The sequence below is a fragment of the Pseudomonas sp. Pdm06 genome, assembly GCF_014851795.1.
Lineage (GTDB): Bacteria > Pseudomonadota > Gammaproteobacteria > Pseudomonadales > Pseudomonadaceae > Aquipseudomonas > Aquipseudomonas fluorescens_AA.
Genome location: NZ_JACVAH010000013.1, coordinates 167,089 through 192,889 on the forward strand (window position 1 = coordinate 167,089; position 25,801 = coordinate 192,889).

The 25,801-nt window shown below is 61.2% G+C and carries 32 protein-coding genes; all 32 read right to left on the reverse strand.

Features of this window, described 5'->3' with window-relative positions; genetic code table 11:
- Positions 1-3: 3 nt before the first annotated feature.
- The 32 genes from IB266_RS21075 to IB266_RS21225 all read right to left on the reverse strand — a co-directional run bounded on the left by IB266_RS21075 (position 4) and on the right by IB266_RS21225 (position 25,801).
- On the reverse strand, positions 4-915 hold the full coding sequence (locus IB266_RS21075) for a hypothetical protein (protein ID WP_060738950.1): 912 nt from the start codon (positions 913-915) through the stop codon (positions 4-6).
- A 105-nt stretch (positions 916-1,020) separates the two neighbouring features.
- Positions 1,021-1,740 (reverse strand): tail fiber assembly protein, encoded by a 720-nt coding sequence (locus IB266_RS30755; protein ID WP_225613606.1) that lies wholly within the window; start codon positions 1,738-1,740, stop codon positions 1,021-1,023.
- A gap of 9 nt (positions 1,741-1,749) precedes the next feature.
- Entirely contained in the window at positions 1,750-2,658 is a 909-nt protein-coding gene (locus IB266_RS30760; protein WP_225613607.1) for a gp53-like domain-containing protein, read from the reverse strand.
- 33 nt (positions 2,659-2,691) lie between these two features.
- Positions 2,692-3,201 carry a phage tail protein gene (locus IB266_RS21090; RefSeq protein WP_192262296.1) on the reverse strand — a complete coding sequence of 170 codons (510 nt, stop codon included), beginning with the start codon at positions 3,199-3,201 and terminating at the stop codon, positions 2,692-2,694.
- Positions 3,198-4,361, reverse strand: a complete 1,164-nt coding sequence (locus IB266_RS21095) for a phage tail protein (RefSeq protein ID WP_192262297.1) — start codon at positions 4,359-4,361, stop codon at positions 3,198-3,200. Before IB266_RS21095 ends, IB266_RS21090 begins: the two co-directional genes overlap by 4 nt.
- Before the next feature lie 10 nt (positions 4,362-4,371).
- Entirely contained in the window at positions 4,372-4,971 is a 600-nt protein-coding gene (locus IB266_RS21100; protein ID WP_060738955.1) for a YmfQ family protein, read from the reverse strand.
- Positions 4,959-5,999: a baseplate J/gp47 family protein gene (locus IB266_RS21105; protein WP_192262298.1), complete on the reverse strand. Its 1,041-nt coding sequence runs from the start codon at positions 5,997-5,999 to the stop codon at positions 4,959-4,961. Before IB266_RS21105 ends, IB266_RS21100 begins: the two co-directional genes overlap by 13 nt.
- Complete coding sequence (locus IB266_RS21110) at positions 5,989-6,387, reverse strand: phage GP46 family protein (RefSeq protein WP_192262299.1); 399 nt, start codon at positions 6,385-6,387, stop codon at positions 5,989-5,991. The genes IB266_RS21105 and IB266_RS21110 overlap by 11 nt, the downstream gene beginning before the upstream one ends.
- Positions 6,387-6,896, reverse strand: a complete 510-nt coding sequence (locus IB266_RS21115; protein ID WP_192262300.1) for a phage baseplate assembly protein V — start codon at positions 6,894-6,896, stop codon at positions 6,387-6,389. The genes IB266_RS21110 and IB266_RS21115 overlap by 1 nt, the downstream gene beginning before the upstream one ends.
- 173 nt (positions 6,897-7,069) lie before the next feature.
- The gene (locus IB266_RS21120) at positions 7,070-8,110 is read right to left on the reverse strand and encodes a phage baseplate assembly protein (RefSeq protein WP_192262301.1); all 1,041 of its coding nucleotides are present in this window, start codon (positions 8,108-8,110) and stop codon (positions 7,070-7,072) included.
- Between the two features lie 3 nt (positions 8,111-8,113).
- On the reverse strand, positions 8,114-9,352 hold the full coding sequence (locus IB266_RS21125; protein WP_192262302.1) for a DNA circularization protein: 1,239 nt from the start codon (positions 9,350-9,352) through the stop codon (positions 8,114-8,116).
- Positions 9,339-10,913 (reverse strand): phage tail protein, encoded by a 1,575-nt coding sequence (locus IB266_RS21130; RefSeq protein WP_192262303.1) that lies wholly within the window; start codon positions 10,911-10,913, stop codon positions 9,339-9,341. Before IB266_RS21130 ends, IB266_RS21125 begins: the two co-directional genes overlap by 14 nt.
- A gap of 130 nt (positions 10,914-11,043) precedes the next feature.
- A complete protein-coding gene (locus tag IB266_RS21135; RefSeq protein WP_045155211.1) occupies positions 11,044-11,340 on the reverse strand; it encodes a phage tail assembly protein in 297 nt (98 codons plus the stop codon).
- Positions 11,337-11,684, reverse strand: a complete 348-nt coding sequence (locus IB266_RS21140) for a phage tail tube protein (protein ID WP_003198314.1) — start codon at positions 11,682-11,684, stop codon at positions 11,337-11,339. The genes IB266_RS21135 and IB266_RS21140 overlap by 4 nt, the downstream gene beginning before the upstream one ends.
- Before the next feature lie 67 nt (positions 11,685-11,751).
- Positions 11,752-13,248 carry a phage tail sheath subtilisin-like domain-containing protein gene (locus IB266_RS21145; RefSeq protein ID WP_092473998.1) on the reverse strand — a complete coding sequence of 499 codons (1,497 nt, stop codon included), beginning with the start codon at positions 13,246-13,248 and terminating at the stop codon, positions 11,752-11,754.
- Complete coding sequence (locus tag IB266_RS21150; RefSeq protein WP_003198311.1) at positions 13,248-13,430, reverse strand: DUF2635 domain-containing protein; 183 nt, start codon at positions 13,428-13,430, stop codon at positions 13,248-13,250. Before IB266_RS21150 ends, IB266_RS21145 begins: the two co-directional genes overlap by 1 nt.
- The gene (locus IB266_RS21155; RefSeq protein ID WP_192262304.1) at positions 13,427-14,011 is read right to left on the reverse strand and encodes a hypothetical protein; all 585 of its coding nucleotides are present in this window, start codon (positions 14,009-14,011) and stop codon (positions 13,427-13,429) included. The genes IB266_RS21150 and IB266_RS21155 overlap by 4 nt, the downstream gene beginning before the upstream one ends.
- A 265-nt stretch (positions 14,012-14,276) precedes the next feature.
- On the reverse strand, positions 14,277-15,293 hold the full coding sequence (locus IB266_RS21160; RefSeq protein WP_192262305.1) for a contractile injection system protein, VgrG/Pvc8 family: 1,017 nt from the start codon (positions 15,291-15,293) through the stop codon (positions 14,277-14,279).
- Between the two features lie 9 nt (positions 15,294-15,302).
- Positions 15,303-15,515: a tail protein X gene (locus tag IB266_RS21165; RefSeq protein WP_058542798.1), complete on the reverse strand. Its 213-nt coding sequence runs from the start codon at positions 15,513-15,515 to the stop codon at positions 15,303-15,305.
- Positions 15,508-15,891 (reverse strand): phage tail protein, encoded by a 384-nt coding sequence (locus IB266_RS21170; RefSeq protein ID WP_072410629.1) that lies wholly within the window; start codon positions 15,889-15,891, stop codon positions 15,508-15,510. The genes IB266_RS21165 and IB266_RS21170 overlap by 8 nt, the downstream gene beginning before the upstream one ends.
- Entirely contained in the window at positions 15,891-18,071 is a 2,181-nt protein-coding gene (locus tag IB266_RS21175) for a phage tail tape measure protein (protein WP_192262306.1), read from the reverse strand. The genes IB266_RS21170 and IB266_RS21175 overlap by 1 nt, the downstream gene beginning before the upstream one ends.
- 6 nt (positions 18,072-18,077) lie before the next feature.
- A complete protein-coding gene (locus tag IB266_RS30900; RefSeq protein WP_256573040.1) occupies positions 18,078-18,203 on the reverse strand; it encodes a hypothetical protein in 126 nt (41 codons plus the stop codon).
- Positions 18,200-18,775 carry a phage tail assembly protein gene (locus IB266_RS21180; protein WP_192262307.1) on the reverse strand — a complete coding sequence of 192 codons (576 nt, stop codon included), beginning with the start codon at positions 18,773-18,775 and terminating at the stop codon, positions 18,200-18,202. The genes IB266_RS30900 and IB266_RS21180 overlap by 4 nt, the downstream gene beginning before the upstream one ends.
- A gap of 152 nt (positions 18,776-18,927) precedes the next feature.
- Entirely contained in the window at positions 18,928-19,434 is a 507-nt protein-coding gene (locus IB266_RS21185) for a phage major tail tube protein (RefSeq protein WP_192262308.1), read from the reverse strand.
- Complete coding sequence (locus IB266_RS21190) at positions 19,434-20,600, reverse strand: phage tail protein (protein WP_192262309.1); 1,167 nt, start codon at positions 20,598-20,600, stop codon at positions 19,434-19,436. The genes IB266_RS21185 and IB266_RS21190 overlap by 1 nt, the downstream gene beginning before the upstream one ends.
- A gap of 2 nt (positions 20,601-20,602) precedes the next feature.
- The gene (locus IB266_RS21195; RefSeq protein ID WP_192262310.1) at positions 20,603-20,812 is read right to left on the reverse strand and encodes a hypothetical protein; all 210 of its coding nucleotides are present in this window, start codon (positions 20,810-20,812) and stop codon (positions 20,603-20,605) included.
- An 88-nt stretch (positions 20,813-20,900) separates the two neighbouring features.
- Complete coding sequence (locus IB266_RS21200) at positions 20,901-21,329, reverse strand: phage tail assembly chaperone (RefSeq protein ID WP_192262311.1); 429 nt, start codon at positions 21,327-21,329, stop codon at positions 20,901-20,903.
- A 2-nt stretch (positions 21,330-21,331) separates the two neighbouring features.
- The gene (locus IB266_RS30765) at positions 21,332-23,221 is read right to left on the reverse strand and encodes a phage tail protein (protein WP_225613608.1); all 1,890 of its coding nucleotides are present in this window, start codon (positions 23,219-23,221) and stop codon (positions 21,332-21,334) included.
- Positions 23,222-23,857 carry a phage tail protein I gene (locus IB266_RS21210; RefSeq protein ID WP_192262312.1) on the reverse strand — a complete coding sequence of 212 codons (636 nt, stop codon included), beginning with the start codon at positions 23,855-23,857 and terminating at the stop codon, positions 23,222-23,224.
- Positions 23,854-24,849, reverse strand: coding sequence for a baseplate J/gp47 family protein (locus tag IB266_RS21215; RefSeq protein ID WP_192262313.1), 996 nt, complete (start codon positions 24,847-24,849; stop codon positions 23,854-23,856). The genes IB266_RS21210 and IB266_RS21215 overlap by 4 nt, the downstream gene beginning before the upstream one ends.
- Positions 24,846-25,178 (reverse strand): phage baseplate protein, encoded by a 333-nt coding sequence (locus tag IB266_RS21220; RefSeq protein ID WP_014336817.1) that lies wholly within the window; start codon positions 25,176-25,178, stop codon positions 24,846-24,848. The genes IB266_RS21215 and IB266_RS21220 overlap by 4 nt, the downstream gene beginning before the upstream one ends.
- 11 nt (positions 25,179-25,189) lie before the next feature.
- On the reverse strand, positions 25,190-25,801 hold the full coding sequence (locus tag IB266_RS21225) for a phage baseplate assembly protein V (protein WP_192262314.1): 612 nt from the start codon (positions 25,799-25,801) through the stop codon (positions 25,190-25,192).

Here is a 25,801-nt window from a genome sequence, read left to right on the forward strand (position 1 = left end):
CCCTCAATAACCTATCGCTCGCCATAATCCAGTCCAATTTGAATAGGCGCCATTGTAGTCCCGCCCATAAAGCCTGAATTGGCTCAGCGAGCCTGTGGAGACTCCAAAAGACGCACAAGTGGGGCCTCCGTCGGTCACTACAATGTTTCTGACGGCATTAGGGAAGGACATTGGAAACGTTACGATAACGCCGTTGGCATCCGCTCCGCTGGAAGAAATGCCCCACTGCTCGATAACATATCCCGTCGGACTCGTTGCATCAGGCGTGCGCTTCCAGCCATTGGGTTGCAATGACGAAATGGACATGGCCGAATACTTCAAGGCAACAGTACCGCCAATAAGACGCCATTGGTTAGTGAGTTTAATGAACTCCGCCGTTTCGCCCAGACCAATAGTGATTGCCCCCTGCGCACCATTCGACGCGCATAGCACATCAATAGCGGATGCCGTTGAAACGGTGACCATGCCGGTTCCCGCATTGACAATCGTCACTGTGGCGCCCTGTATAATTTCGGCGGTAGCCGGCAGTCTGGCGGTAACCGGTGTGTTACTGGCGAAACTGGCAACTCCGCCAACATCCGACACTGTCAATGTCGCACCGGTGTTGTAGACATCGAACCCACCATATTGCACCCCTCGGCGGAGTACGTATTCAGTCGTTGCGACGGCCCGGCTGTTATCGAATAGCGGCGCGGTGAGAAACAACCCGCTCCCCCGCAAGGCTGTAAGCAATTGGTTGGAGAGAGCTTCCGACGGCGCTATCCCGGCGGCTTGAATGACATTGAGTAATTCCTGCGTCACACCGTTGCCCCAACTGGCGGGGATCAAGGACCCCGGCTTACCCGCCAAGGGATCTTCGTCCACAAACCTGCCGTTCGACAGGCCCGCACTAGGCACACTTTTTGGGTAATCCAAATTTTCGCTCCTGATTAGCCAGCGACCAAAATGAAGGCGATAAAAAACCTCACCTGTTGTTCATTCGGCGGTGGCACGGGAAATTGAGAATTTTCTGGCGATTGCTTAAGCAGCAGGCTCAGGCATGACAGGCCAGTCGATATCGGTTGGAAAACCGACCTGATGCTGGATGCGATTCAATTCAACGCTGTAGAGTTTCCACTCCATCAGCGCCAGTTGCTCCTGATCGCTCGCGTCGCCAATGTCTTTGGCGTACTGAAAGAGAGCAACTTTCTGAACAGCCTCCAGCAACAGTTTTTCGCGTTTTGCCAAGGCTTCTCGCTTGAGGTCAGCCAGTTGTAGCGGCTCGTCAAATACCCGAATGTTATCCCCCCAGACATCGAGATTATCCGGGCGAGACTCGACGGTGTGCATACCCGGCAAATTGCTTAATTCGGTAGGCCAGGGATATTGATTTTGAATCGCCTCATAGCGAGCAACGCCTAAATCAAGTACAACTTCCCAACCTTCTATATCCATCGCCCGCATTCGCTGGACCTCAGAGAAATAACGGTCGCTACCGGCTAGTGGATCGGCATAGGCTCGAAGTCGTAGTGCTTCGACTCCCTCGCGGGTTAACGGAGGAAGTGAGGGGGCATCGATCCAGACTGGACGCCCATTTTCAAACCCCAGTTGCTTGCCTTCGGGTGGTGGTTTCCTAGCATAGATGTTTAGCTCTTTCTCAGTCAAAAGAATGGCATCCGTAGGCCAGTCTTCAATCAGATAAGTCCCATCAGACTTCCAGGCAGCAGGAATGAAACCGTTGACTGAACTCGAATAGTACATAGCGACTCCTTAATTCCCGATGGCAAAAAAGCCATAAAGTCCAAATGTTCCGGACGAAACAAACCGACCCGAAGAATTGGACAGCGCGGTAGGATCAGTGGAAATAGTGAATACCGGTATCCCATTAGTTTGGTCAAACGCAATTGCCTGGCGTACCGCATTAGGAAACGCAATTGGCCAGTTCACCGTATGAGTAGCCGCTGTTGACGTGGCCTCTCCCCACTGAACTATAAGCCCCCCTGGCACGTCTGGGATGCGAACATAATCATTAACAGCAAAAGCTCTTCTCGGAAACCATGCGGTCAGGAGAGCCATCACCCCTGAAGGGTTGGACATAACCGTTGTAAGTAAACCTGCCAATTGCTCGGCTGAGGTACCGAATCTGGCAAGACCGACACTGGTGGTAGTGGCCTTTGTTCCCCCCCCCGTACAACTCAACAATACCCACTTATCCAAAGTCGCTGACCAAACGACACTGCACATGCCATTCGCAACAATCTCACCAGCCTGAAGAGCAGACAAGGCGAGGCCAACAATAGGTTTGGCAGATAAATCGTTAGGTGAGAATGTACTGGCGCCTGTGTTGGCGGTTTTCGCCTTGAAGCGCAAAACCATTCCATCAACCAGTGTGGACAAAGCAGGCAGGTAGGCGACGGTGTAGATATTCGCGGCGCCGTTATCCTGTGCGTGATTCTCACTACCAGCCTGATTGAGACGTCGGATGGCTTGAATGAGCTGCGTGGAATCCGCCTCATTCGGGTTGAGTCCTGCTTCGTCGATAACATTCAATACTTCGTCTGTAACCGAATTTCCCCATCGTGCAGGGATCAACGAACCTGGCGTCCCCATCAAAGGATTTTCGTCGACAAACTTCCCATTCACCAGCCCTGCGCTGGGAACGCTCTTTGGATAATCCATATTTGTTTCTCTATATCGAAAGGAAGAAAGAAATCACGCGAAGAGGTGGAGTTCACGAATGGCCACAAGCACCTCATCAGCGACTTGGCGCGCAAGATCCGCCTTGCCTTTGGCCATGTGCGCGCGAATCTGCGCCTTGGCCTTGAGGCGCAGTTCGCGAAGCGCCAGCAGGTTCGCTTCAAACTCAGCGGCCTTGGCGAGAATCTGATCCGCCGCCTGCCTGGCTGTGCGCCCTTTTACGACCCAGGCAGAAACCGACAACGGAACGGCTTTTTTCGGGTAGCCCTGATCCTTGAAGACCTGCGCTTCGAGGGCGGCTTGCTGGTATTCCAGAGCCCGCAACGGATCTCCGGCCATCGTGCGACGGGCGTTGTCGGCAGCGGTATCGACCTTGGCGCACAGGCGTTCGGCATCCTGGCGTAAATGCTCGGCGGCATTCTCTTCGCTAAGTACCCAAGTACCGTCCTCCCAGATATGGGCGGACGAAGGTGCAGGCGGGCGAAGTCCATCTTCGTACTGGTGCAGTTCTTGAATGACTTTCATCGGATCAGCTCCCAGGACAGGTGAACATTGATTGCATTGGTAAAGTTGACGGCGATACCCACGCTGTAATCCGTCAATGCCTGGTGCCCCTTGATCCCCATGCTCAATAGCAACTCATCACTGTCTGCATTGGTTGCGCCGAGTGTGTGCTCGGCCTGGTACGACTGCCAAAGCGAACGCAGCTGTGTATGGTCAAAACTGGCCGTGACCGTGGAGACGCTCACGTCATTGACGACGTTACTGGAGAACAGCACGCACATGGACGGACTGGCGGGGTTTGTCCACCCCCCGGGATTGTTGCCGGGTGTTGTCGCGACGGGAGACAGATAGCTGTAGTTGCCCCCAATCCACCCGGCCTGAACGAACGCCAGCGAAGTCACGGCACTCGGAGAGGGTGTCGGATTCCCCGCCACAAGCCGCGCCGCACGCGCATGCGGATCCAGCGGCAGATACACCACTCCGGTGCCATTCACCGTTTGCGTCCAGGTCAATTGAGCACGGTTGTAAATCGTGCGAATCGTTGGCAAGGAACCCGGCGCCCCGGTCATGACCCAGGCCAGGCACATGTCCAGGGGCGTGGACGCAAAGCCGCCGCCGGACGCTCCGTTGATCGTGCCCTTCAAGGATTCCGGCAAAAGGTCATACAGGCTTCCACGCTGCATATAGAAGGTCAGCACACCGCCGATGACCTGTGCTCGTAGAAAATAACTGGCGCTGGGCAATAAATCGGCGCTGCTCCAAGCCGCCGTCACGTAGGTACGTGATCGACCCAACCGTCCACTCACCACCTCTTGTCCGATGCTGATGTACACACCCGCCGGAATCGATACACGGCCGCCGCTGGTTGACAGTGCCGTTGGCGTTATCGCCAGGCGGGCGTCCGCTGTTGCAATCGTCGGCAGCGGCAAGGCGGTGATCGAAAGCGCGAGGTCCTGGTTCCAGCCCTTGGCGGTAACCGACTGAATCGCCTCGAGCAGCTGATCGTTCTGGGTTTCATCTGGCGTCAGATCACCCGCTTTGATGACATTCACGATTTCCTGTGTCACCCCGTTTCCCCAAGCCGCCGGAATCAACGACCCCGGCGTCCCGGTCAGCGGGTTTTCATCCACGAACTTCCCATTCACCAGCCCGGCGCTGGGCACACTTTTCGGATAATCCATCGTCTACTCCCTAGTCATAATTGATGTGAACCTTGGTATGCGCCGGTGCACTGCGGTGGATCAGGCACTCCAGGGCCGAGCCCGGGTTGACGCCAAAACGCTCGCCCCAATAGCTGGCGCCAAAACGCCGCCCCAGCAGCAGCCGGCCACCGGTATTGAGGGTCCACATGAACTGCGCCTGCCAGGTGCCAAAATGCGCTTCGCCGAACCGGGCGCGGCCCATGCGCGGCGCCTTCAGTTCAGTGATGGTGGCGTTGGGGTAACCCTGGCTCTTGGCGATTTCCACGTAATAGGCAATGGCTTGGCTGCCCACCGCCAACAACCGTCGACGCACCGCCAGACGGCGATCGTCATACAACGGCGTGGCCCCGAGGCACGGATCCGGCAGATTCATCACCCGCTCCCAGTCCGGTACCAGCTCACTCACGCCCGCCGGGTCCATCTCGTTGAGCAGGTCGGCGGCACGGGCGTCGAGGCGGGCCAGTTCCTGGGCGATGCCTTGCAGCACATCGTCCAGTTCCGGCACGCGCTCCGGATCCCACGCCGGGCCGCTGGGCAGCAGGCTGCGCAGTTGGGCCTGGTACTGTTCGGCGGTTCTTATTCCAGCCATGTGCAACCTCCGAACGTCAGCAACTGGTTGCTGGCGGCGACGACATCGGCGACTGGCGCACTGAGTTTGTGGTCGGTTTCGCCGGTGGCGCTGCTGATGGCTTCAGCGATATGACTCAACAACAGGGTTTCGCCGAGGCCGGCTTCACGGTTATGCAAGTCGCGCAGTTGGGCCTCGATGGCCACCCGCACGGCGCTGGTGTCCGGCGTGATGCGCAGCCTGTAGTTGACCGGAACCTGCGTCGGCGCCAGCACGTGCAGCTCGGCGGTCACCGGGCGCAAGGGCTCGATGTAGGCCCGCACTTCTTCCAATTGCTCGGCGTTGGGGATCGGTTGCGGGTCGTCGTCCCGCATCACGAACAGGCCGACGGTGCCTGGCCCCAGGTAGCTACCCCGGCACCACGCACGGGTGATGCCGGGGCACTCCAGGGCCCAGGTTTCATAGTCCTGGGCCGAACCGCCGTGGGGAATCACGCGATAGGAACGGATCACCCTGGCGCGCAGGGACTCAAGGCTTTCCCTGGCAACACCGCCGGTCAGCCCCGGCGCCAGCACGGTGAAGCGATTGTCGATGCCCAGAAGCGGCTGCACCGGTGTCAGCACCAGGCCGGCGTCGGCATTGCCCAGGCTACCGGCTTCCAGCGCCGCGACGGTGGCGGTGTTCAGGCCATTGCTGGTGGTGCGGGCGGTGGTCACTTTATAAGTGCGGCCATCGGTGGATTGCAGCAGCGTATCGACATCCAACACGGCACCTGCCGTAGCGCTGAAGCTGACATTGCCGCTGGCCACTTGGGCCGCTTTGCGCGCCTGGTTCAGGCGCAGGGCAGCGATGCGTTCCAGGGTGGACTCATCGGCTTTGTCCGGCAGGATCTGCTCGGCGATCCAGTCCAGGTAGCCATACAGGCCGTAGGCGGCGCCGCCAAGAGTGCGGGCCAGCACTTGGGCATCGGACTGGCGCAGCGCATCGCTGGCCAGGTCGCTTTGGGCGCGTTTGATCAGCACCGGCAGCGAAGGGGTTTCAAACGGCATAGGTCACCTGCCAACTGTTATCGGGGTTGATGTCCAGGCGCTCGCCATCGGCCAGGGTCAGGACCGTGCGCAGGTTCAAGCGCTGGGCGTCGAGGCGTTCGCTGATGATGTCGATGGCGCTGCAGTGGCCGTCATCGATCAGCCATTGCAAGGCTTCGCGGGCATAGAATTCGGCGTCGAGCTGGGTCTGGCGGGTCAGCTTGACCCGGCGCAACAGCCACAGCCGCGAGCCGATGCGGTCGTCGGCAACGGTGGGAAAGGTGTCGCCCCACCAGCCGAAACGTTCGTCATCATCGACGGCATCGTCGTCAGCGGCGCGGCGCCAGGTGAACAGGCTGATCAGCACCGAGCGGGTCAGCGCGGCGTGCAGGTTCTGGCGGATGAACATCATTGACCTCCCGCCGGCGCGCCGGTCTGGCCGTTGCCGGCCTGTACACCGACATGCACATGTTTGATCTGGCTGATGCCGCCGGCGATCTGGTCGCCTTGGGAGACGATCTTGCCGGTGTGGTTGATGACCGGGCTGTCGATGTTCACCGCGCTACTGGCGCGGATGTTCAGGGTTGCAGTCTCGATGTCGATGACACGACCGCGCTTGAAGTGGAGCTTGTCGCCTTCGTCGGTGTAGAGCGCCACTTCGCCGGGGGCCAGGGCCTGGAGACGGAAGCGGCGATCGGCGACCACCAGGACCACGGCATGGGAGCGGTCGCCCCCCAGGAACGTGGCAATGCCCTCGGCACCGGCCAGCGGGTTGCTGGTGAAGCCGTAGGGTTCGAAGTGCTCCATATCGTCGTTCACTTCGCCGGCGGTGAGGCGCATTTGCAGCGACTGCAGCTTGGTGGCCGAATGGGCGAGCACGACAGTGCCGCGCGCCAGGAGGCGGGTCAGTAGGCTCATTGAGGTTTCCTTGAGAATCGGGGACTTGAACGCGGTGTTCGGATCAACATCTCTGTTGGCTGCACTGCCGCCATCGCGAGCAACCTCGCTCCCACAAGGGATTTGTGGTGGGCGGACACTTTTGGGGCGCTCGCTCCCACAGGGAATCTGTGGCGGGCAGGCATCGGCGGGGCTCAGGGTTTTGGCGGCACCGGGTTGGCGTCGAAGGTATGCGGCGGCGCGACTTGCAGGGTGGTGACGGAGCCTTGTGCCGACAGCGAGTACGTCACTTTGGAAATCAGCATGTCTGCGTCGAACCCCAGCACCGGGTCGATCACCCTTACCAAAGTGTTGTGCCGCCACAAGTCGCCATTGGCCTGGCGCCAGCCTTGCACGCGGTAGGTGGTGGTCAGGGCCTTGCCGGTGCGGATGGCGCTTTCCCAATCGGCCCGTTGCTGGGCCAGTTCGAAGGTCAATTGCGCGCTCTCGCTGATCACCGTCACCCGCTTGCGCTTGAAGCCCAGATCGGTGGCGGTGCCAGAGACTTCACTTACCACCGCCCCGCTCTGTTGATCATTGCCCTTGTGCTGGCCGATGACCCGGTATTCGGAGAACACCTGGCTATAGTCCATCGGTGCGTTGCCCGACAGAATGTTCTTGCCCAGCTCCAATACATCACTGGCCCGCCCACCGCTGCCGGGTTTGGCCAGCAACACACGTCCTTGTGCGTCGTCGGTGGAGAACACTCGGAACAACGTCAGCAAACGGTCGATGGATTGAAAGACCGTTTCCCCCGGCACGATGCTGTGTTCGCTCAACCGCGCGGTTTCAGGGATCTCGCTGATGACTCCCACGCCGTATTGCGATGCCAGGGCCTGGACGATGCTCAGCAGCGTTTGCCCGCGCCATTGGGTCGGGCGGTTGATCGCGGCGCAGTCCACCAGGTCCTGGGTCTTGGAACCGCCTTCAATGCTCAGGCTGATCTGTCGACCGTCATAGCTGACCGGTGCCTTGAACACATAACCGCTGAGGACCAGATCGGCACCAATGCGCACCTGGCATTCATCGCCCGGACGGATCGGCACGGCTTGGGTCTGCCCCGGCCATTGCCAAGTGATGTCGAGTTTGAAGGTGCGAAACTGGCGCTCCAGGTCCGCACTGATTTCCACGCTTTTCCAGCCGCCGTAATCCAACCCGCCGACAGTAAGCGAGACAGCGTTGTCGAGCTCGTTCATGGCTTATTCCCCCGAGACTTTCAGGTCATTGGGCGGCAGGAAACCAGGATGGGCGACGCCGTTACGCTGGGTCACCTCCGTCACCCGGGTGGCATCGGCGAATTGCTGATACGCCACCACCAGCGCCGGCAGGCTTTGCTTGAACGACAGGTTGATCAGCCTGACACCCGAAGACGCCACCGCCGTCAGGTGCGCGGCCATTTGCTGGCGCAGGTTGTTCATCGCCTGGTAGTGCTCCGGATCAGCCTTGAGGGAGGCCTGCCAGATGACATCGTTGAGGGCATCGCGCAGGGCCAGTACATCGTCGGCCACCGGCACGTCCCGGCGCTGGACCGGTTGCACGGCCTGTTGCGCCACCGATGGCGTGGCGCCCAACTTGACCGCAGGCGCTGCTACCGGCATCGCCGCAATCCATTGCGCGGCCTGCACCAACAGCGTGTCCTGCACCAGGTCGGCCACGGCCTGGGCCGCCGCCGTGGTGTCCTTGCCCGTCGTGAGTTTGGGCGCGTCGGCCTTGCGAATGGCCTCCACCTGTTGCGACACGCTGGCAATCACGCCGCGATAGCCGTCACGGGCAAAGTCCTTCAGTTCCCGAATATCGCCCAGCAACCCCTTGAACTCGGCCACCACCTCCTTGGGCAACGCTTTCACCGCCTTGACCAGATCGCTGAGTTGCCGATAGGTCTCGATCAACGGCTTGAGCTCCTGCTCGATCACGCCGTAGATCTCCTTGAGGCTGTTGCGCAGGTCAGCGATGCCGATCCGTGCGGCCTTGATCAAGGTCATGGCGTCTTCGAAGCGCCGCACCGCCGAACCGAGGAAGCTGTCGGCCGAGACCAGCAGCAGTTTCTGGCTGTTGATCGTGGCCGAAGGGAATTGCAGCGGCTGGTCGGGGTAGAACTTCAGGGCGAACGTCACCAACCCGCCGTCCTGACGGGTCTGAGTCATGTCGCACTCACCAACCTTGACCTGCAGGCGCCCCAGCCACGGGTGCACCAGTTCGCCGCTGCCCTGCTCCAAGGCCTTGAGCAGCTTGTCGCGCTGCTCCAGGCAATCGGGGCCGACGATGAACGCCGTCAGCTCATGAATCTTCGCCTGCTGGCCGAGCCCCTCGAAAAACGGCTGGTCACGCTGGGGATATTCATGCAGCTGGCCTTTGTGGCCGACCGGGGTTTTCGCCTGGTCGACCCAGAACCCGACGCCACGAAACGACGCCGGCAACAAACGATCACGCCAGCTCATTGGAGCCTCCTGTGGACAGTGAGCGATAGCCGATGCGCGAACTCACCGCCAGAGCCGGTTGATTGGTCTGGGGCGGATCGGCGCGCAACCCGGCCGGCGCATTTTCGAAGCGCACGGTCAGGCCGCCTTCGAGTTGCGTGCGGTTATTGGCGGCGCTTTGTTGCACCAGGGCGCTGGAGGTTTGTGGCAACGTACCCGGCGCCAGCGAGGTCTTCGCCGGAACGTTGGCGGATGCTGGCGCCAGGCTGGACGACAGGCCCGGAGGCTGCTCGCTGGCCGCGCCAAAAAACGCCGGCGCCAGCTCACCTTTGCCTTCGGCGTTGGTGGCGCGCTGCGCCTCGGTCAAACCCTCGACCTTAGCGGTGAACGAGGTGATCATCTCGCCGAAGCCGCCGTTGAAAAATGCCTTGATCGGCGCGATCACCGCCTGCAACTCGTTCCACCACTGGCTGAACCACTCGCCCACCGGCCCCCACTGCTTGACGAGACCCTCGATGGGTGACCAGTCGAACAGGCCGCTGAACACCGCCAGCATGATTGACACCTGGTTGCGCACGCCCTCCCAGATCCCGGCGAAGACTTCACCGATCGTGCCCCAGTTGGCCATGATCAGCCCCAACGGCGTCCAGTCGAACAGGCCTTTCAAGGCGTCCATCACCGGCACGGTCAAGGCCCTGAGCAGGTCCCAGATCGCCGCGAACAACCCGGTCAGGGGCGCCCAATTGGCAACGATCAAGCCCAAGGGCGACCAGGCGAACAGCGTCTGCATGAAACCGATGACCGGCGCTGCCGCCGCCACGATCACATTCCAGAGGGCGCCAAAAAAGCTGCTGATCGGCCCCCAGTTGCTGATCACCTGCCCCATCGGGGTAAAGGCGAACATCGTCTTGAAGAACTCGACCATCGGCAGGACGATCGGCGCAAGCCTCTGCCAGAGCCCGGCGAAGAACGCTGAAATCGGCGTCCAGTGGGCGATGATCATCCCTGCCGCCAAGGCGATGCCCATGGCAATCAAGCCGATGGGGTTCATCTTCAAGGCCAGGTTCACCACTTCGAACGCCTGGCTCGCGCCGCTGACCGCCATCTGAATCGCGTTGAACGCCACGACGCCATTCGCCAGGCCCTGTACCAGTTGCGGGTTGTCCTGCAGCACCTGGGCCACGCCGCTGACCATGGGCTGCAAACTCACCGCCACCGCGTTGACCGCAGGTCCCAAGGCCGAGCCGAACTGCACCGACACGTTACTGATGGAAGTCTTCAATCCATCCAGGTTCTGTGCCGCCATACGGGGCGCTTCAGGGGCCTGGACGGCGCTGGCCGCCGCGCTCGCGGCGCCCGCTTCGTCCTTGAAGGCCAGCGCCGACTTGAGCCCGTCCATAAAGGGCTGGGCCAGGCCGCCGCTGGGCAGCAGACCGGAAATATCCAGGCTGCCCAGGCCCGTGGCGTCGAGGTTCTGCTTGAAACTCGCGACCTTCGCACGAAGGCCGGCGAGCTTGGGTGACAGCTCGTCGATGCCTGTCAGCAGCACCGCCTTTCTCTCTACCTTTTGTGTGTCTGCCATCACTGCACCTGCTGCATCGCATTGATCCGTTGCGCGTGCTCCAAGGATTCGCGGAGCACATCCAGTGGCCTGGCCATCATCTGTTCGGGGTCAACCTTCCAGAACCAGGCCAGGTCATAGGCGGCGGCGGTCAGGTCGCCGATGGCTGCGACGCCGCACTCATGAAAAAACTCGCGACGGCCCAGCTCAGGGCGTTGAGGTCAGCCAGGTCCAACTGGTTGACCGACGACGGCGGGATGCCGGCGCACACCGCGATGTATTTGGCCGCGACGTCCATGTCCAGGCTCACCTCCTCGCTCTTGTCGATCTTGTAGGGCAGCGCCTTGATCGCCCGGACCTCTTGCACCGTCGGACGGCGCAGGGTCAGTTCGCTCAGGGGCTCGCCGTGGGCCTCGATGGCCACGCGCAGCGTCACGACATCAGTCATTGCCAGGTCCCCTTGATGCCTTCGAATTTCAGCTCGATGGTGGCGTCGTCGCCCTTGGACACCGGCTCTTCCACCAGGTAGGCGCCAGCCAGCACGTAGACCTTGCCGTTGTTGAATTCGCAAGTGACGGTCATATCAGTGCCGGCGACCAGCTGCTTGAGCGGGAAGTCCGCGGTGTGCAGGGCCGTCACCTTGAAGGACGGGGCGATGTCGGTTTCCTTGTAGAAACCCGGTACGACGGTTTCGCGTTTGGTGAACATCAGTGGCGCTTCGCAGCCGCCATTGATGGTCAGTTGAGCGCCGTCCACTTTGACGTAGCAGGTGCCCGCAATCAGTTGACCCATGGTGTTTCTCCCTTCAAATAAAAAGCCCACGCAAGGTGGGCTGAATGCATGCGACCGAGTGCAACCGTCAGGCGGCGGCGTCGTATTGCAGGCGGAATTGGTTGAGCAGCGCGAACACCCGCAGGCCGTTGATGTAGTCCGGTGGGAACAGCACATTGACCCGGCTCGGGTCCTGGCTGTCACGCTCCACAACCAGGTGTTCGGCGAACAGCTCGGCGTTTTCCACGTGGCCTTCCAGTTCGAGCTTGGCGTATTGCGCGATCAGCTCGCCGCGGATGGTGCTCGGGGTCACGATGGGCTGGCCGGCGCCGAAACGGGTGCCGTCGGAGGCCAGTTTGTGGCGACCGTACTTGCTGGTGATCACGCTTTGCAGGCGACGGACGATGAACGCCGACTGGTGCATGGTTTCGCTGTCCAGGTAGGAGTTGTCAGCCTGGCCGAAGGCATTCTTCTGATACGTGGTGATGGAACGCTGGATGCGTACGTAGCCACCTTCGTAATACGCCGTGGCGATGCCGTAGTTGAGCAGCGACTGGCGCTCGGTCAGGGTGAAACGCTCGCTGGCCGGTGCCGGGTCCAAGCCTGGCAGGCTGCCGCTCTGGGTCGGACGGCTGGCGTCGGCGGAGATGAACACCGCCGTGCGAGCCGCCAAGGCCGCGGCCTGGACCCAGAACGGTTGCGGCACGCCCAGCTCCAGCGCCTGGAGGGTCATGTGCTGGTCGTTGCGCGCCTGTCCGGCGGCGACCAGGGTGCCAATGGTGCCGCGCTTGGCGCTGTAGACATGGCCGAACAACTGCTTGGCCCAGGACCAGCGGCCGGTGTTGTCGTCCATGACCGCTTGCCAGGTGTTGAGGCTCGCCACGTCGGACCAGGGCATGGCGATGAATTCGAAAGGCTCGTCGCCCAGGGCCGCGACGGCAGCGGTCTGGTCCGGCACGCCGGCGCCACCGGTCATCGCGGTGATGGCGGTGGTCAGTCCCGCCGGGGTGTCTTCGCCATTGCTCTTACCCAGGCGATTGAACTGCAAGCTGATGTCGTTGCCACTGTCGCCGGTCCATTTGGCGCTGAGGGTCACGACGCCTTCGGCGGCCGCAGCGGTCACCGGCAGGTCGGCGGCGGCGTTGATTTTCAAGGCCAGCGCAGTGGCGGCCTGGGCCGCCGTGGCACCGTTGACGATGGCGGCCTGGACGCGCACACCGCCGACGTACAGGTTGAGCACACCGCTTTCAGTCGCGGTGCCGGTGAAGGTCAGCACGCCCTTGGCGATGGCGCCTTCGACATTGTGCAGCGGCAGGCACCAGATTTCGCCGAGCGGGTCGGTCTTGCGCCAGGTTTCGTACATCGAGGCTAGCATCGAGCCTTGCCCGCCGATGTTCTTGGCCAGCGCGACGCTGGACACCAGCACCAGTTTGCCGACATCGGCCGGAGCGACATTGTCGTTGACCTGGGCGACGATCAACCGGCGCATGGCCGATGACGCGCTATTGGCGGCCGAGTTGTCCATTTCGGCGTAGAACAGCGGAACACGAATGTCCGCGGGAATGTTGCTGAATCCGATCGCCATTATTTGGCTCCCTGTGGTTTGGCCGCTTTCACGGCTTTGGTAGTGATATCGCCATCGGCCAGACGTCGACGCCACCAGGCGTTGTCCGGCACTTCACGGCCCTCGAGGGGCAACAGATCGCCCGCTTCCGGGTCCGGTACGGCACGGCCCGGGGCCGGCAGCACGGTGATGCGTTTGCTCATGGGGTTACGTCTCCAGAGAAAGTCAGTTCCACGCGCCCGTCGGGGCCGGGACGTTTCAGGTTGGGGTCCGCCGGGTCGATGGCATCGACCCGCACGGTGGCCCCGGTAAAGGACGACAAGCCGTCCAGTTCACGCTCGTGCCAGCTTTCGGCAGGCTGGCTCGCCAGATTGCGGCCCAGCTGGAACTCGGCGAAAAAGCGCAGCCGGTACGACACCCGGCTGCTGTTGATGGAAACCAGTTCGCTGCCGTCGTACTCGACGCCGGTGTACTCAGCGCCCGGCTTGAACCCCACCAGCGCCCGCCACAGTTCGGCCCGCAGGTCGTGCAACAGATCCAGCGCTGTTGTCGCGTCAGTGGCGTCGAGCACCAACACGGCATCGAAACGATCACGCACCGCTTGCAGCGTGACGTTCTGAGCCGAGTTCTTGCTGGCGATGTCGGCGGTGGGCAATACATAGGCGCAGGGGGTTTGCAGCGGGGTCTCGGCTTGCAGCGCGGCGAGGTCAAAACCTGCGACCACACGCTGGGCAAGCGTCGGACATTGCTCACGCAACTGCGTGAGGATCGGTGTGATCTTCATGGGGAGACTCCAGTATCTGAAGGTGCGAATCTCCCCTGTGGGAGCGGGCCTGCTCGCGAAAGCGGTGGGGCAGGCAGCATTGATGTCGGATGTGCTGTCGTCTTCGCGAGCAAGCCCGCTCCCACAGAGGGACTCGGTTGGGCGCAGGGGGTATGTGCAACGCTGAACAAAACTGTGGGAGCTAGCTCGCGATGGCGGCGTGTCAGTCAGTGCAAATGTTGAATGTCGGGGCGCTATCGCGAGCTAGCTCGCTCCCACAGGGGGATCAGGCCTTGGCATCCAGGCAGGTTGCATCAATCAAGCAGCGATAGCTTTTTTCCCGGTCGCCACTGGCGGTGACCTTGTCGATCGACCAGCGACCGCGCATGAAATCCGGCCAGGAGGGATCCAGCAGGACGATGCCCTCGGCAGACAGCCCCGGGTTACCCGGGCACTCGATCGTCACCTTGAGCGCTTCGCGCAGCATCCGACGTACCTCGCCTTCACCGGCGGCGCGGGCATCGTCGGCGCTCTGGAAGCGCTGGCGCAGGGTCTTGAACGGCGCGATGCCGCTCTCCTCGACCTGCAGCTTGCCCGCCGCCGCATCCCACCAACGGGTCTTGCAACCTTGGTACTTGGCCCGGGCGCCTTCATCCAGCTTGGCCGAAATGAAGGCGTGGTCGCCCGGGCGGTTGTTGGTCGTCACCGACAGTTTCATTTCGGGCAAAACTTTGCCCGACAACGACTTCGCCTGGCCGCGCCGGGCCAGTACGTACAGCTCGTTGACCGGCTTGGCGACGGCGTCATACCGGTGGGCCAGACGCGTGAGGAAACCCATGTCGGTTTCATTGGACTGATCGATGTGCTCGATCTTGATCAGCGACAGGTCCGGCGCCACCCGCGGGGAAAACCCGTGCCTGGAGGTCAACTGACGAAACAGCGCCCCCAGGGTCGTCGGGCCATGGCTGACGGATCGGCGTTGCTTGAACCCGGTCTGGTCCGCCGCGCTGAACGGCGCTGCCATGGCCACCAGCACGAGTTGCAGGGGAAACAGGAGCGGCGTGCGCCGGGTGATGACGAACTCGCCTTTGTCCACCAGACCCGACTCCAGATAGCCGACCCGCAGGCCAATCTTGCCACCCAGGCTGGGCAACCCTTCAAGCCCGTCCAGGCTGATGGTGAGGGTCAATTGATCGGACTCGATACCCGCCGCATCGACATGCACCCACTTGAGCAGGCGTTCGTTGAGCAGCGCGGCGTTCGCACCATAAATTTCCACCGCAGGCGTGAAACCCAATGACATGTCGCCTCCTTAATCCCAGGCCGAAACCGGTGGGGTTGCCACGGGCTTGAGGTCCACTTCCGGCAAGACAACCCATACGCCCGCCGGCAATACCGGGCCCCATTCAGCCAACCCCGGATTGAGCAACCAGAGCGCCTCCTCGACGATATCGTCACAACGCTCCAGCTCGCGGTACAGCAGCAGATTCACCGAATCACCGGCGATACTTCGAACCCTACGCATTGGCGAACTCCATCAATTCAACCACCCAGCCGACCACCATCGCCGTGCCGTCATCGATGATTTCGGTCTGGGTTTCCGTGACCTTGTTGATCTGCCACAGGCCCCAGTTGCGGCCGATGCCATCGACCAACGGCAGGGGGATGCGCTGCGCCTGCAATGCGCGCAGCTCATCGAGACGATCCATGGCGGTCGCGTACATCGACTTGCCCGTGATCGTCAGCCCTTGCAGCCCCTGGCCGATCTGGCTGGACTTGGGTTTGCTGGTGAGAATGTCGATGCTTTTCCAGCCACCGTCCGACGTGTGTACCAGTTGGTGGTACGCAAACTTTCTCGACAGCCCAAAGATGAAACTGCCGAGTGCCATTTGTTGACGCATCACGTACCTCCGTCGGTCAGGGCGGCATCACTGCGCATGGCCAGTGAGCTGGGCATGGTCGTCAAGCCGAATTGGCCCGAGAGCTGCTGCACGACCAGGTTGGCCAACTGACTGGCACTGGCCTGGTCCTGGCCGTTGATGTAGATGTTCGCGGTCATGGTGTTCTGCTGTGTGGTTGTCTCGGTGCTGGCCAGGTCTTTGCTGACCTGGTCTGGAGCGGCGAGCCTGTCGGCGGGGGCGACGAGTTTTTCACCCAGGGAGGCGCCGGCATCGCTCCCCAGCCAGCCGCCCAGCAGTCCGCCAACCAGCCCCCCAATGGCAGTGCCTATCACCGGAACGACACTGCCCAAAGCGGCACCGGCCGCAGACCCCGCAGCCGCGCCTGCCCAGCCGCCACCCGCGGCTCCCAGGCCTGCGCCCATCATCCGTTTGTCGCCAGTCAGCACACCCTCGGCCACATCAGCGACGGCGCCGACCACTTTCAATGGGCCGGGCGCGTTGCGCGTCATCGAGCGTAATGAGGCCGTTGGCCCGAGTGAAAAACGCCCTGCGGTCCCCCGCGAGCCTCGCGTACTGACGCGTATCTTCGGTCCTCTCGTGGATTCGGGACGCTGGCTGGCATTGCTTGTATCCAGCTTGTCCCCAGGAGGATTTTTCCTGAAGTCTTCGGAGATCACCTCGCCCAATCGGCCGGGAAGGTGCGGAGCGGCCTTGCCTAACACCCGCTTGGCCACCTGATTGGACATCTCATCCGCTACGGCTTTGAGCAGCGCCCCCACCAGCGGTTTGATCGCCGCCCCCACCAGCACGATGGCCGCGGTGGCTTTAGGGGAGGACTCAGCCAACTCACTCATGCCATCGGTCAACGAACCCAGCCACTGAAACGAGCTATCCGCCACAGGCATCAGGGCGTTTCCCGTGGCCACCGACAAACGCTCGTTGCGGGCGTTGAGGATGTTCAACTGGCCTTGCCGGGTTTTCGACAACGCCAACGCGTCCTGCCGCACCGAGCCGTCGTTGCCCAATTGCGACGTGGCGTATTGGCCTGGGTCTTTCACCTGCAAGAAGGCGGCGTTCACATCGGGCAGCTTCTGCGCCATGCGCAGCACCGCCTCATCGCCATTGCCGAATAGCGTGGCGGCAAGGGTCGAGCGATTTTCGGCCGGTTGCGCGTTCAAGGCCGCCAGCACCGTCATCACCGTGCCAGGCGCGGTGTCCTTGTCACGCAAACCGCTCGCCACCGCCTTGGGCTCCAGGCCCAGCTGTTTCCAGGCCGTTTGCTCGGGGGCGGAGGTCTGGTCAGCCTTGCCCAGGGCCGTCGTGAAACCATCCAGCGCCACGCCGGCTTCAGCTTGTTGGGTACCGGTATTGAGCAACGCCGCCGTCAACGCTGCGGCTTGTGCAGGGGCCAGGCCTGCCGCCGTCGCCGCCGCACCGTCACGCTGCAAGACCGCACCGATCTCAGCCGGTTTCGCACCATTGGGTAGCTTGCCCAACTGGTTGGCGGCATCCGCCAAGTCAAAGGCTTCGGCGCCGCTGAGCTTCATGGAAATGCGCCAGTCGGCCAGCATTTCGGCGGCCTTCATGGCCGGCATCTCGAACGCCGTCGCAGTGACGCCAGCATCCGAGGCAAAACGCGACAGCGCCAACTGTCGGTCAGAGGCATCGAGCACATCGCTACCGATGCCCTTCCCCGCCGCCAGGCTTTGCATCCTCACCACTTCAACCGCCGTGGTGCCCCTGGCCGCCACCAACGGTGCGGTGGCGATCTGCTGGGTTGACTCAGCCACCTGTTGAATCTGGCGCGGCCCGAATTGGGTGGCCTTTTTCAGATCGGCCATGGCCGAATCCATCGCTATCGCGGGCTTGAGCAGCGCCGGTGGTTCGATACCGCCACTCGGCTTGCCCTTTGGCTCACTGGCCGACTCGCCCTTGGCGTCGGCGCCCATCGTTTGGGAGAACAATCGTTGCGCCGACAGCTTCACGGTCAGCGACTCGATTGCCGTTGTCAGCAGGCCGAGCTTGAGCCCGAGTGTTTCCAACGCCAGATCGAGGCTCGCCAGTTGATCCCTGGCGAACGCGCCTTGCGCCGACACGCCACTGGTGAGGCTGGTATTACCGAATGCCAACCCATTCTCGTTGAAGGCTGCGTATTTGAGCGAATATCTATCGTCCGCCATCCCGCTCTACTCCTGTTTCACGCCAAGGCGAGCGATCGCGATGTCGTAGCGGCGCAAGGCCTTGCCGGCGTCCCACTCCAGGATTTCCGCCTCACTTACCGAGTAAATGAGCGGCACCACATCGAGGATCACTTCGATGTCGCGCTCCGAAAGAAGTCCGCCGGTTTGTTTAAAAAATCGTCGATGCGCACCTGCAACTGGGTCCAGTCAGGCACGGTCAGCCGATCGAGATCGGGAATCATCAGGCCAGTGCAGTGGGCGGTGATGAACTCCGCGCGTTCCTTGGCCGTCTTCAGTTTCTTCATCGCCTTGGTGGCCCGCAGCACCGGCATTTCCAGGGTCAGCGAAGTCATGCTGCGGCCCGCGACGTCGAGCGGTTGCAGCAGCTGTACCTGGTCAGGGTCGACGGGTGCGCCGGCCACCTGTTCCAGGAAGTGGGACGTCGGACGGGTGGACATTTCATGCACGTACTGCGCAATGCTCACGTAGTCCGGGCGCTTGAGCTGGTCGAGTTCCTTGACCGACAGCCCGGTGGCCAGTTTGGCCAACTCGAAGAACTGATCGTCTTCGTCATCGCCGGCGCGGGCCAGGGCGTCTTTTTGCGCGGCGTAGTACAGCGGCTTGAGGGGGAGTTGCTCGATCTGCGTTTCGTCGTCACCGGCGATCGGCGACAGCAAGACGTGAACGGGAGGCGTCCAGGACATGGAATCGGTTCCTTGATAAATCAGAGGACAACCTGTGGGAGCGAGCTTGCTCGCGATGACGTCGGATCAGTCAGCATCGATGTTGGCTGACACACCGCTATCGCGAGCAAGCTCGCTCCCACAGGGATTGGGTTCAACTGACGGGCATTCGTTTACGGCAACAACACCGCACGGCGAGCATCGCCGAGGATGTCGATGCCGTTGAGCACGAACTTCTGGGTGCGCACGTCGATATCGATCACCGGGACGCCGTTTTCCAGGCGGTTGTAGGTGCGGCAGGACAGATCAAGGATGGTCTTGGGCTTCTCGTTCATTTTCAGCGTCGTTTCCTCAAGGGACTTCAACTTGCCGCCCACCGTGTGGTAGGTGAACCAGGTGTTGCCGTCCTGGTCCTGGCCGGCTTCACGCACATTCAGCAGAATGTCGTCGCCCACACTCACGCCCAGCGCCAGCATGATTTCCGGACCGAGGCCTTGCAGCGTCAGCTTGGCCGTCAGCGCTTTGCCAGCCTTGGCCATTTCCTCGCCAATGAAACGGCCGCCACGCATCTCTTCCATCTCGAATTCGATCTTCGGCGGGGTGAAATCTTCCACGGTCGCCGACAACGGCAGGCCCTGCAGGGTGGCCGCGATGGCCTGTCTTACGCGGTTGGTAAACATTAGAGAACGTCCTCCAGGAACTGCTCGATGATTTCATCGCGGGCATTGAGTTGATAAATCATGTGTTCGTTCGGCGCGTAGCGGCCGTAGTCGATGACCACGTACCAGGTGCCGTTCTTGTACTTCTCGACGCTGTTCAATTCCGGGTGCAGGTACACGCTGCCGCCCGGGATGGTTTCGTCGGCGACCAGGGTTTGCAGCCAGTCGTTGATGCGCTTGACCTCCTGGTCCATGAACGACTTGGTCAGGTTCTTGGCCATGGCTTTCTGGCCGGCTTTCACCAGCTTGCGGCTGATGGCATCTTCCAGGCCGACGTAGCTGATGAACTTGCCGGTGATGGAGCGGTTGCCCAGCAGCGAGAAGCCGCCGAGGATGGTCCGGGCGTAGTAGCTGACGCCGTAGCGGTTCAGCAGATCGCCTTCGGTGGAAGTGTCGAGGATGTTGTATTCGACGGTGCGGGAAACGTCTTCGGCGTAGGTGACCTGGTTGCCCGGGCTCTCCCATTGCTTGACCTTGGCGAGGGCGGCGATGGCCAGGCTCGACGGGGCCAGGAAGACGTTTTTCTTCGCGGCCTTGGAATACACCGCAGGCATGTTGTGCACCACCAGGCAACGGTCGAAACCAAGGTCCGCGCCGCCCAGTTCCTGGCTGTAAGTCACTTGATCGGCGACCGCGGCGTCCTTGCCATCGAGTACCACACGGGCCTTGATACGCTTGCCAAACGAGGCGAACTCGCTGGCCACGGCCTTGGTGCCGGTGAAGCCTGGCGCGCCGATGATGGTCAGGTCTTCAGCGACCCCACTCAACGCGGCCAAGCCCAACTTGCGCCCGGTCTGTGCTTCGATGCCGCCGATCACGTTGTTCTGCGTGTCGGCCAGCGTGGCGCCCTCTTCGACGATGACCACGTACACCGGCACCTTGACTACCTTGAGGATCTGGTAGACGGCGTGGAACAACGTCCCCGCTTCGACACCGGTCGGGTCCAACTGGGCCTGGGTGGTGAAGCTGTTGATACGGAACGGGGTGTTTTTCGGAATCAGCGGGTTGGCATTCGGCGCGGTGCCGACCAGCCCGATGACGTTGTCACCCAGGCCACCCATGGCCTCGGGAGATTCAGTGGCATTGACGGTAATGCCGTTGTGCTCGAAGTTCAAAACCTCAGCCATAGTTATTCAGCCTTCTTGGTGGCGGCCTTTTTGGCCGGGGTGGATGCAGAGACCGGTTCACCAGCCTCGGTTTTTTTCAGCTCCAGGCGACCGGCGCTGCGCAAGGCATTGGCCTCGACGTCGAGCAGGTCGAGTTCCTGGCCGGTGGTCGACCAGTGACCACCACCGATGGGGAATGGGAGGAGCACGGTGTAGGTTTGGCGTGGTGCCATTTGGGTTTCTCCAGATACGAAAAAACCCCTTGAGAAGGGGCTGTTGGGTGTTGGACGGATAAGAAAACGCCCCGTCGAGGCGGGGCGTCTATTCGGTTTGCTCGGCGATCCAGAGTGGGGCAATCGGCCGAAACTCTGCGCTTGGAAAAGTCGCTGTTTGCGGCCAATCCCGAAGCGCCCGGCGATAGGAGAGCAACTCTGGGAATTGCTCTGCATTCAGCGTAGGTGCCATCCCTAAATCCTGTTCTTCGCGGTGGCGTGCAACCAACCATTCGGTGCTTCGAATTTCCGAATCACGCCAGTCACGCTCGAATGCGATCAATTGATCAGGCGGTACAACCCGGCTAATCGCCTCTGGCCACCCATCGACAACCGCTATTTCTTTGCCTTGATCAATCTCATCTCTCAAATCCCGGTAAGCCTCCTGGGTAAGTTCTACACATGCCTTCCCGATCGCATCGCCATAAGGCTCGCCGGGATAAAAACCACCCGTTTCGGCGCAAAAAAATACAACCATATTCAATACCCCCAATATTCCCATGTGCCACTGATATTACTTAATGACAATGTGGAATTGTTATTCACACATATCACCAACGAGGTCTTAGAGGAGCCGTTAGGCCGGGGCTGAGCGCTGCAAAGCCCCTGGCTATGAACCGTTGCAGAGGAAGAAAGAAGGCCATTCGGAAAAGCTTTGGGCAATGAAATTACCAGTCCGGTGTAGGCACCGCTTGCTACAGAAGGTGCATTGAAGGTTCCCCACTGGCGAATCAATCCGTTCGGATAGTTCTGATAGCCGCTCGAACCTATCGATGTTTCAAACTCTTCACTAGTCGACAATCGAGACCAAAACAGTGTTGCTGGGTTGCTACTATATTCGCTGTATTGTCCCACCCAAATTCGCCTATCACGGCTGAGAGCGCCATGTTCAAAAGCAAGGTAGTAAGTGGCATCAATGCGAGGCGAAATTGCCAGAACCCCTATAAGTTTATTGCCACTCTCGGGAGGTGCCTCGGGTGTCGCCTCGTTTGGAACCGTTGCGCCATAAGCCTTATACAAACCGGTGGGTGTAATAGCCTTGAAGGTTGGTAAGGCCGGCGCAGTAGTTACTCCCAATCCAAGTTGTCCGAGACTGAGTTTACCGGCCATCACATCCTTGAAAGCTGTAGACAATACATCCCGAATCGATCCGTTCTCCGCATACCAAGTAATGCCCGCCCCCGTTGACAGAGTGATGCTGTCCATCGTCTTGAGCACAAGCTGATTCGCCGCCATCCCCGCCACATAATCCGTTCCTTGCAGAACAAGGGCCGCACTACCTGTCGATACATTTGTGAAGGTTATGGTTCCGCCATTAAACCCAGTGCTGGCGAGAGGCAACGTAATATTGATTGGATTAACCGAGTTAATTATGAATGTCTGACCAAACGCGGAAGCCGTCAGAACCGTACTGGCGGCAAGCCCACCAATGCTCGAATGATTGCCTAAGGCGCGCTGCACAAACGCGGTCGTCGCGAGTTGTTGATTGTTGTTACTGAGTGGGGCTGTCGGAGCTGTCGGGACTCCCTGCAGCACCGGCGAATTGAGCGGCGCAAATCCTTGAGTGATGTTCTGAAACATCAACGCCGTAGTGCCCAGTACAATCGTACCGTCGGTAATCAACTGCCAGATCGTGTTGGCAAGCGTCGCGCCCTCCTCCACCGAGACAATCAACCCCGAAGTCACGTCGACGCTCGCATCGGCATCCTTTGCCCGAACCCAAGCGCCGTTCGCAACCACGTAGATACCGTTGTCTTTCGCCAAGGTCTGGGACTTGACCAGGACCCGATTCCCGGCGATCACCGCAACACCATCGATGGCTTGCGCGCCACTCAAGGCAATGTTGGCCGTTGTCGCCACCCGCACCGACTGCTTCCTGTCGAGTTTGGCGAGTTCGTCGGCCACATAGCCGGCCACCCAGGCCCGCGTCGCCTTGACCACCGTGTCGTCGATCAGCAACGTCACCAGCTCGGCATTGCTGGTCTCGAAAATCGACCGAATGTAGAACTCTTTGCCCGAACCAGACGTCGCCAACACCGGTTTGAACGACTCCGGATATTTGACAATCGCATAGAGGATGCCGGTATCGGTCCAGATCCCGGCCTCTCGCACATACCAGCCACCTACATCAGAAGGGATGGTGACCTCGGCCAGCAACCAGCTCGGGTTGGTTTCATCCTGGAACAGCGCATTGAGCGGCCCACGCCAGACTTCGCGCTTGAGTGCCGTCGCCGTCGCGGCCGGGTTGTATTCCGCGCCGCCGCCGTCACCAACGGAAATCTGCGACAGCTTGATGGGTGTGCCCGCCGCCTTGCAGGCGGTTTCGTAGGCGATCCCCGCATCGGTGAGCAGGGTGTAGTAGTCGGCCATTTAGGACCCCTGTGGATAAATAGTGGAGGTTTCGACGGTATAGAGCCCGGCGGCCATGAAGGCCTGGCCCGAGGCTTCCAGCCCTTCGATGACAACCGGATAAACCGTGGTCAGTTCGCCGCACAGCGTCGCGGCGCCGATGACATGCCTGCCGAAGGCCCTCAAGCCGACAGACACCGTCAAGGTGTCGCGCTCGCTCTTGGCATCGGCCAGGCGACGGTCGAGACGGGCATCGACGGCTTCGCTGTAGGGCTGCTCGGTAAACGCCCTGACGGAAAAACTGTAGGGCGGGCCCGGTGGCGTTTGCTCATACCAGGCGCGTACTTCAGGCATCAGCTGCAAACCCTTGGCGGCATTTTCCAGCGCCTTTCGCGTCCCGGCCTGCCGGGCGGTGGGCCAGGCGAGTTCAACGGTCAGGCGCTTTTCAGTCTCAGGCGCTGCAGAGCTCCACTCACCGACGCCGCGGTCCGCCGCGAGATACGGCAGGAATGCGAGGGGCGTGGCCGCCGGGTTCATCAGCTCGGGAAACGGCGGATCGATGCGTTCGAGCAGCCGGGCGAAACCGAGATCCAAAGCCCGTTCCAGTGGCGAACTGTTGATCGGCAGCAGGCTCAGGCGAGGTGTGTCGTCACTCATAACGTGTCCACCTCGACCTCGACGCCCGTGCAGTACGGAGCTTGGAAAGCCGTAGTCACCATCGGTGCAAGGGGTTCGAGAATCTGGAGCTGAACCGCGCCGGCATTGTGCAGCGTGTAGTCGATCCAGCTCGGGTCCACTCGACCTTCCAATCGATGACACGCCTCGGCGTATTCCCGCAATTGCTGTTCGGCGGCAACCTGGGTCAAGCCCGAATCCGGGCCGGCATTGATCTTCGCCACGACGCGGATTTTGTAGGGTTTGATCTGCGCGCCCTGGACAATAACGAGGTCCGTTTCCGGTCGCACATCAGGCCGAGCGAAATGCTGGCGAACACCGTCGAGCAGCGTTTCGGATGGCGTCCCATCACCCTCACGGGACAACACCGTGACCGTGACCTGGCCCGGCGCCGTCCGGCGTGCGTTACCGTCCTTGACCTGCGCCGCACGACCGTCCGGGTCGAAGGTGTAGGTGACTGTCACCACACCGGCCGAGGCGTTTTCCACCTTCACGACGGGCCGTTCCCCCAAGGTAAAAATCTCCCGCCGATACTGCATCCGCGAGCCGGCTGCCGGGGCGTGGGGCGCCAGGTAATAACGCAACCGAGCGTCATCGTCGCTCTCGTAGACCGGTGGGATGGGCGGGAACGCCGCCGGGTCGCCCGGGTCGAGCAACTGACGTTCGAGCCCCATGTCCGCGAGGCGGGCATCGAGGTTGGTTCCGGTGGCCCACCACGCCAGCATCTGCTTGATGCGAGCGTTGTATTTGCGTTCGTGGGTTTGCAGCCGGACACAGAACGCCTCCAGGGCCAGGGTCAGCAGTTCGCTTTCGTTTTCGAGGCTGTCCACCAGCTTCGCCGCGCTGGCGGGAGAGCGTGCGGCGACGTACTCGACCACGAAGGTCTTGAACTCTGCAAGAAGGTCCTCGAATGCTTCGACGGTGACGATAGCCGGTTCCGCCAGTTGGTTCTGGCCGGGTATCAACATGCTCATGTCACCACCTCGAAAGTCTGTTTGCGGTTTTTCCAGGTGCCGGCGAAACGCAGCAGCAATCCGGCACCGTGCCGGCTGGCGACAATAACCTGCGGCTCGAAATCATCGATGCCGTTGTCCGGGTTGTAGAACGCTTGGGCCGCGTGGCTCTGGGCGAGGATCAGCAGGTCGTCGCCGAGGTTTTGCCCCAGCAACTGCGTGAGTGCGCAGCCATACAACGGACGCTTCTGGCGAGTGCCCAAGGGCGTGGTCAATGCACGGGTGGCGCGCTGCACGAACTGCAGCCAGTCGTCGACCGTGGCGCCGGTATTTCGATCGATTCCAATCATGAGGAAATCTCTTATGCGGTACTGATGACGCGCCCCTGGTGATCCACCACCGGGCCGCTCAGGTGCACACCGGAAGCGTCGAGCCGAATGCCGACGGCGCCGACTTGCAATTCGATGGCCTCGGCGTTCATCGCCAACCGCGACGGGCCGATGTTCAGTTGGAGGGCTTCACGGGAACCGCTGAACGCCGCCGGGCCGTTTTGCCAGTGCAGGACATGGCTGGCATGGTCGTAGCCGTTTTCCGTACCGTCCTGATAGAGGCGCCGCGTCAGCGAGGCCTGGGTCGAGACGGGCGGGAACTGACCGCCGTTGAGGCCGAACAACGCCACCGCCTGCCCGCCGCTCTCGCCGCCGCCATGGTTCAGCAACAGGCACTGCTCGCCCACGGACGGAATCCGCGACTCGCTCTGGGCACCGGCGCTCGGATTGAAAAAGCGGATCGCCGGTGTCAGCAACCCGCCATGGCTGACCTTGCAGGTGTTGCTGGCCGCATCGACTTCCTGGCAAACGCCGATGCGGCAGAAACTCTCCGCACGCCGATGCAGGTCTTCCAGCTCGGTTTCCATCTGTGCCAGACGCTCGATGATCGGCCCCAGATGCATCCGTAACAGCCCATCGAACAT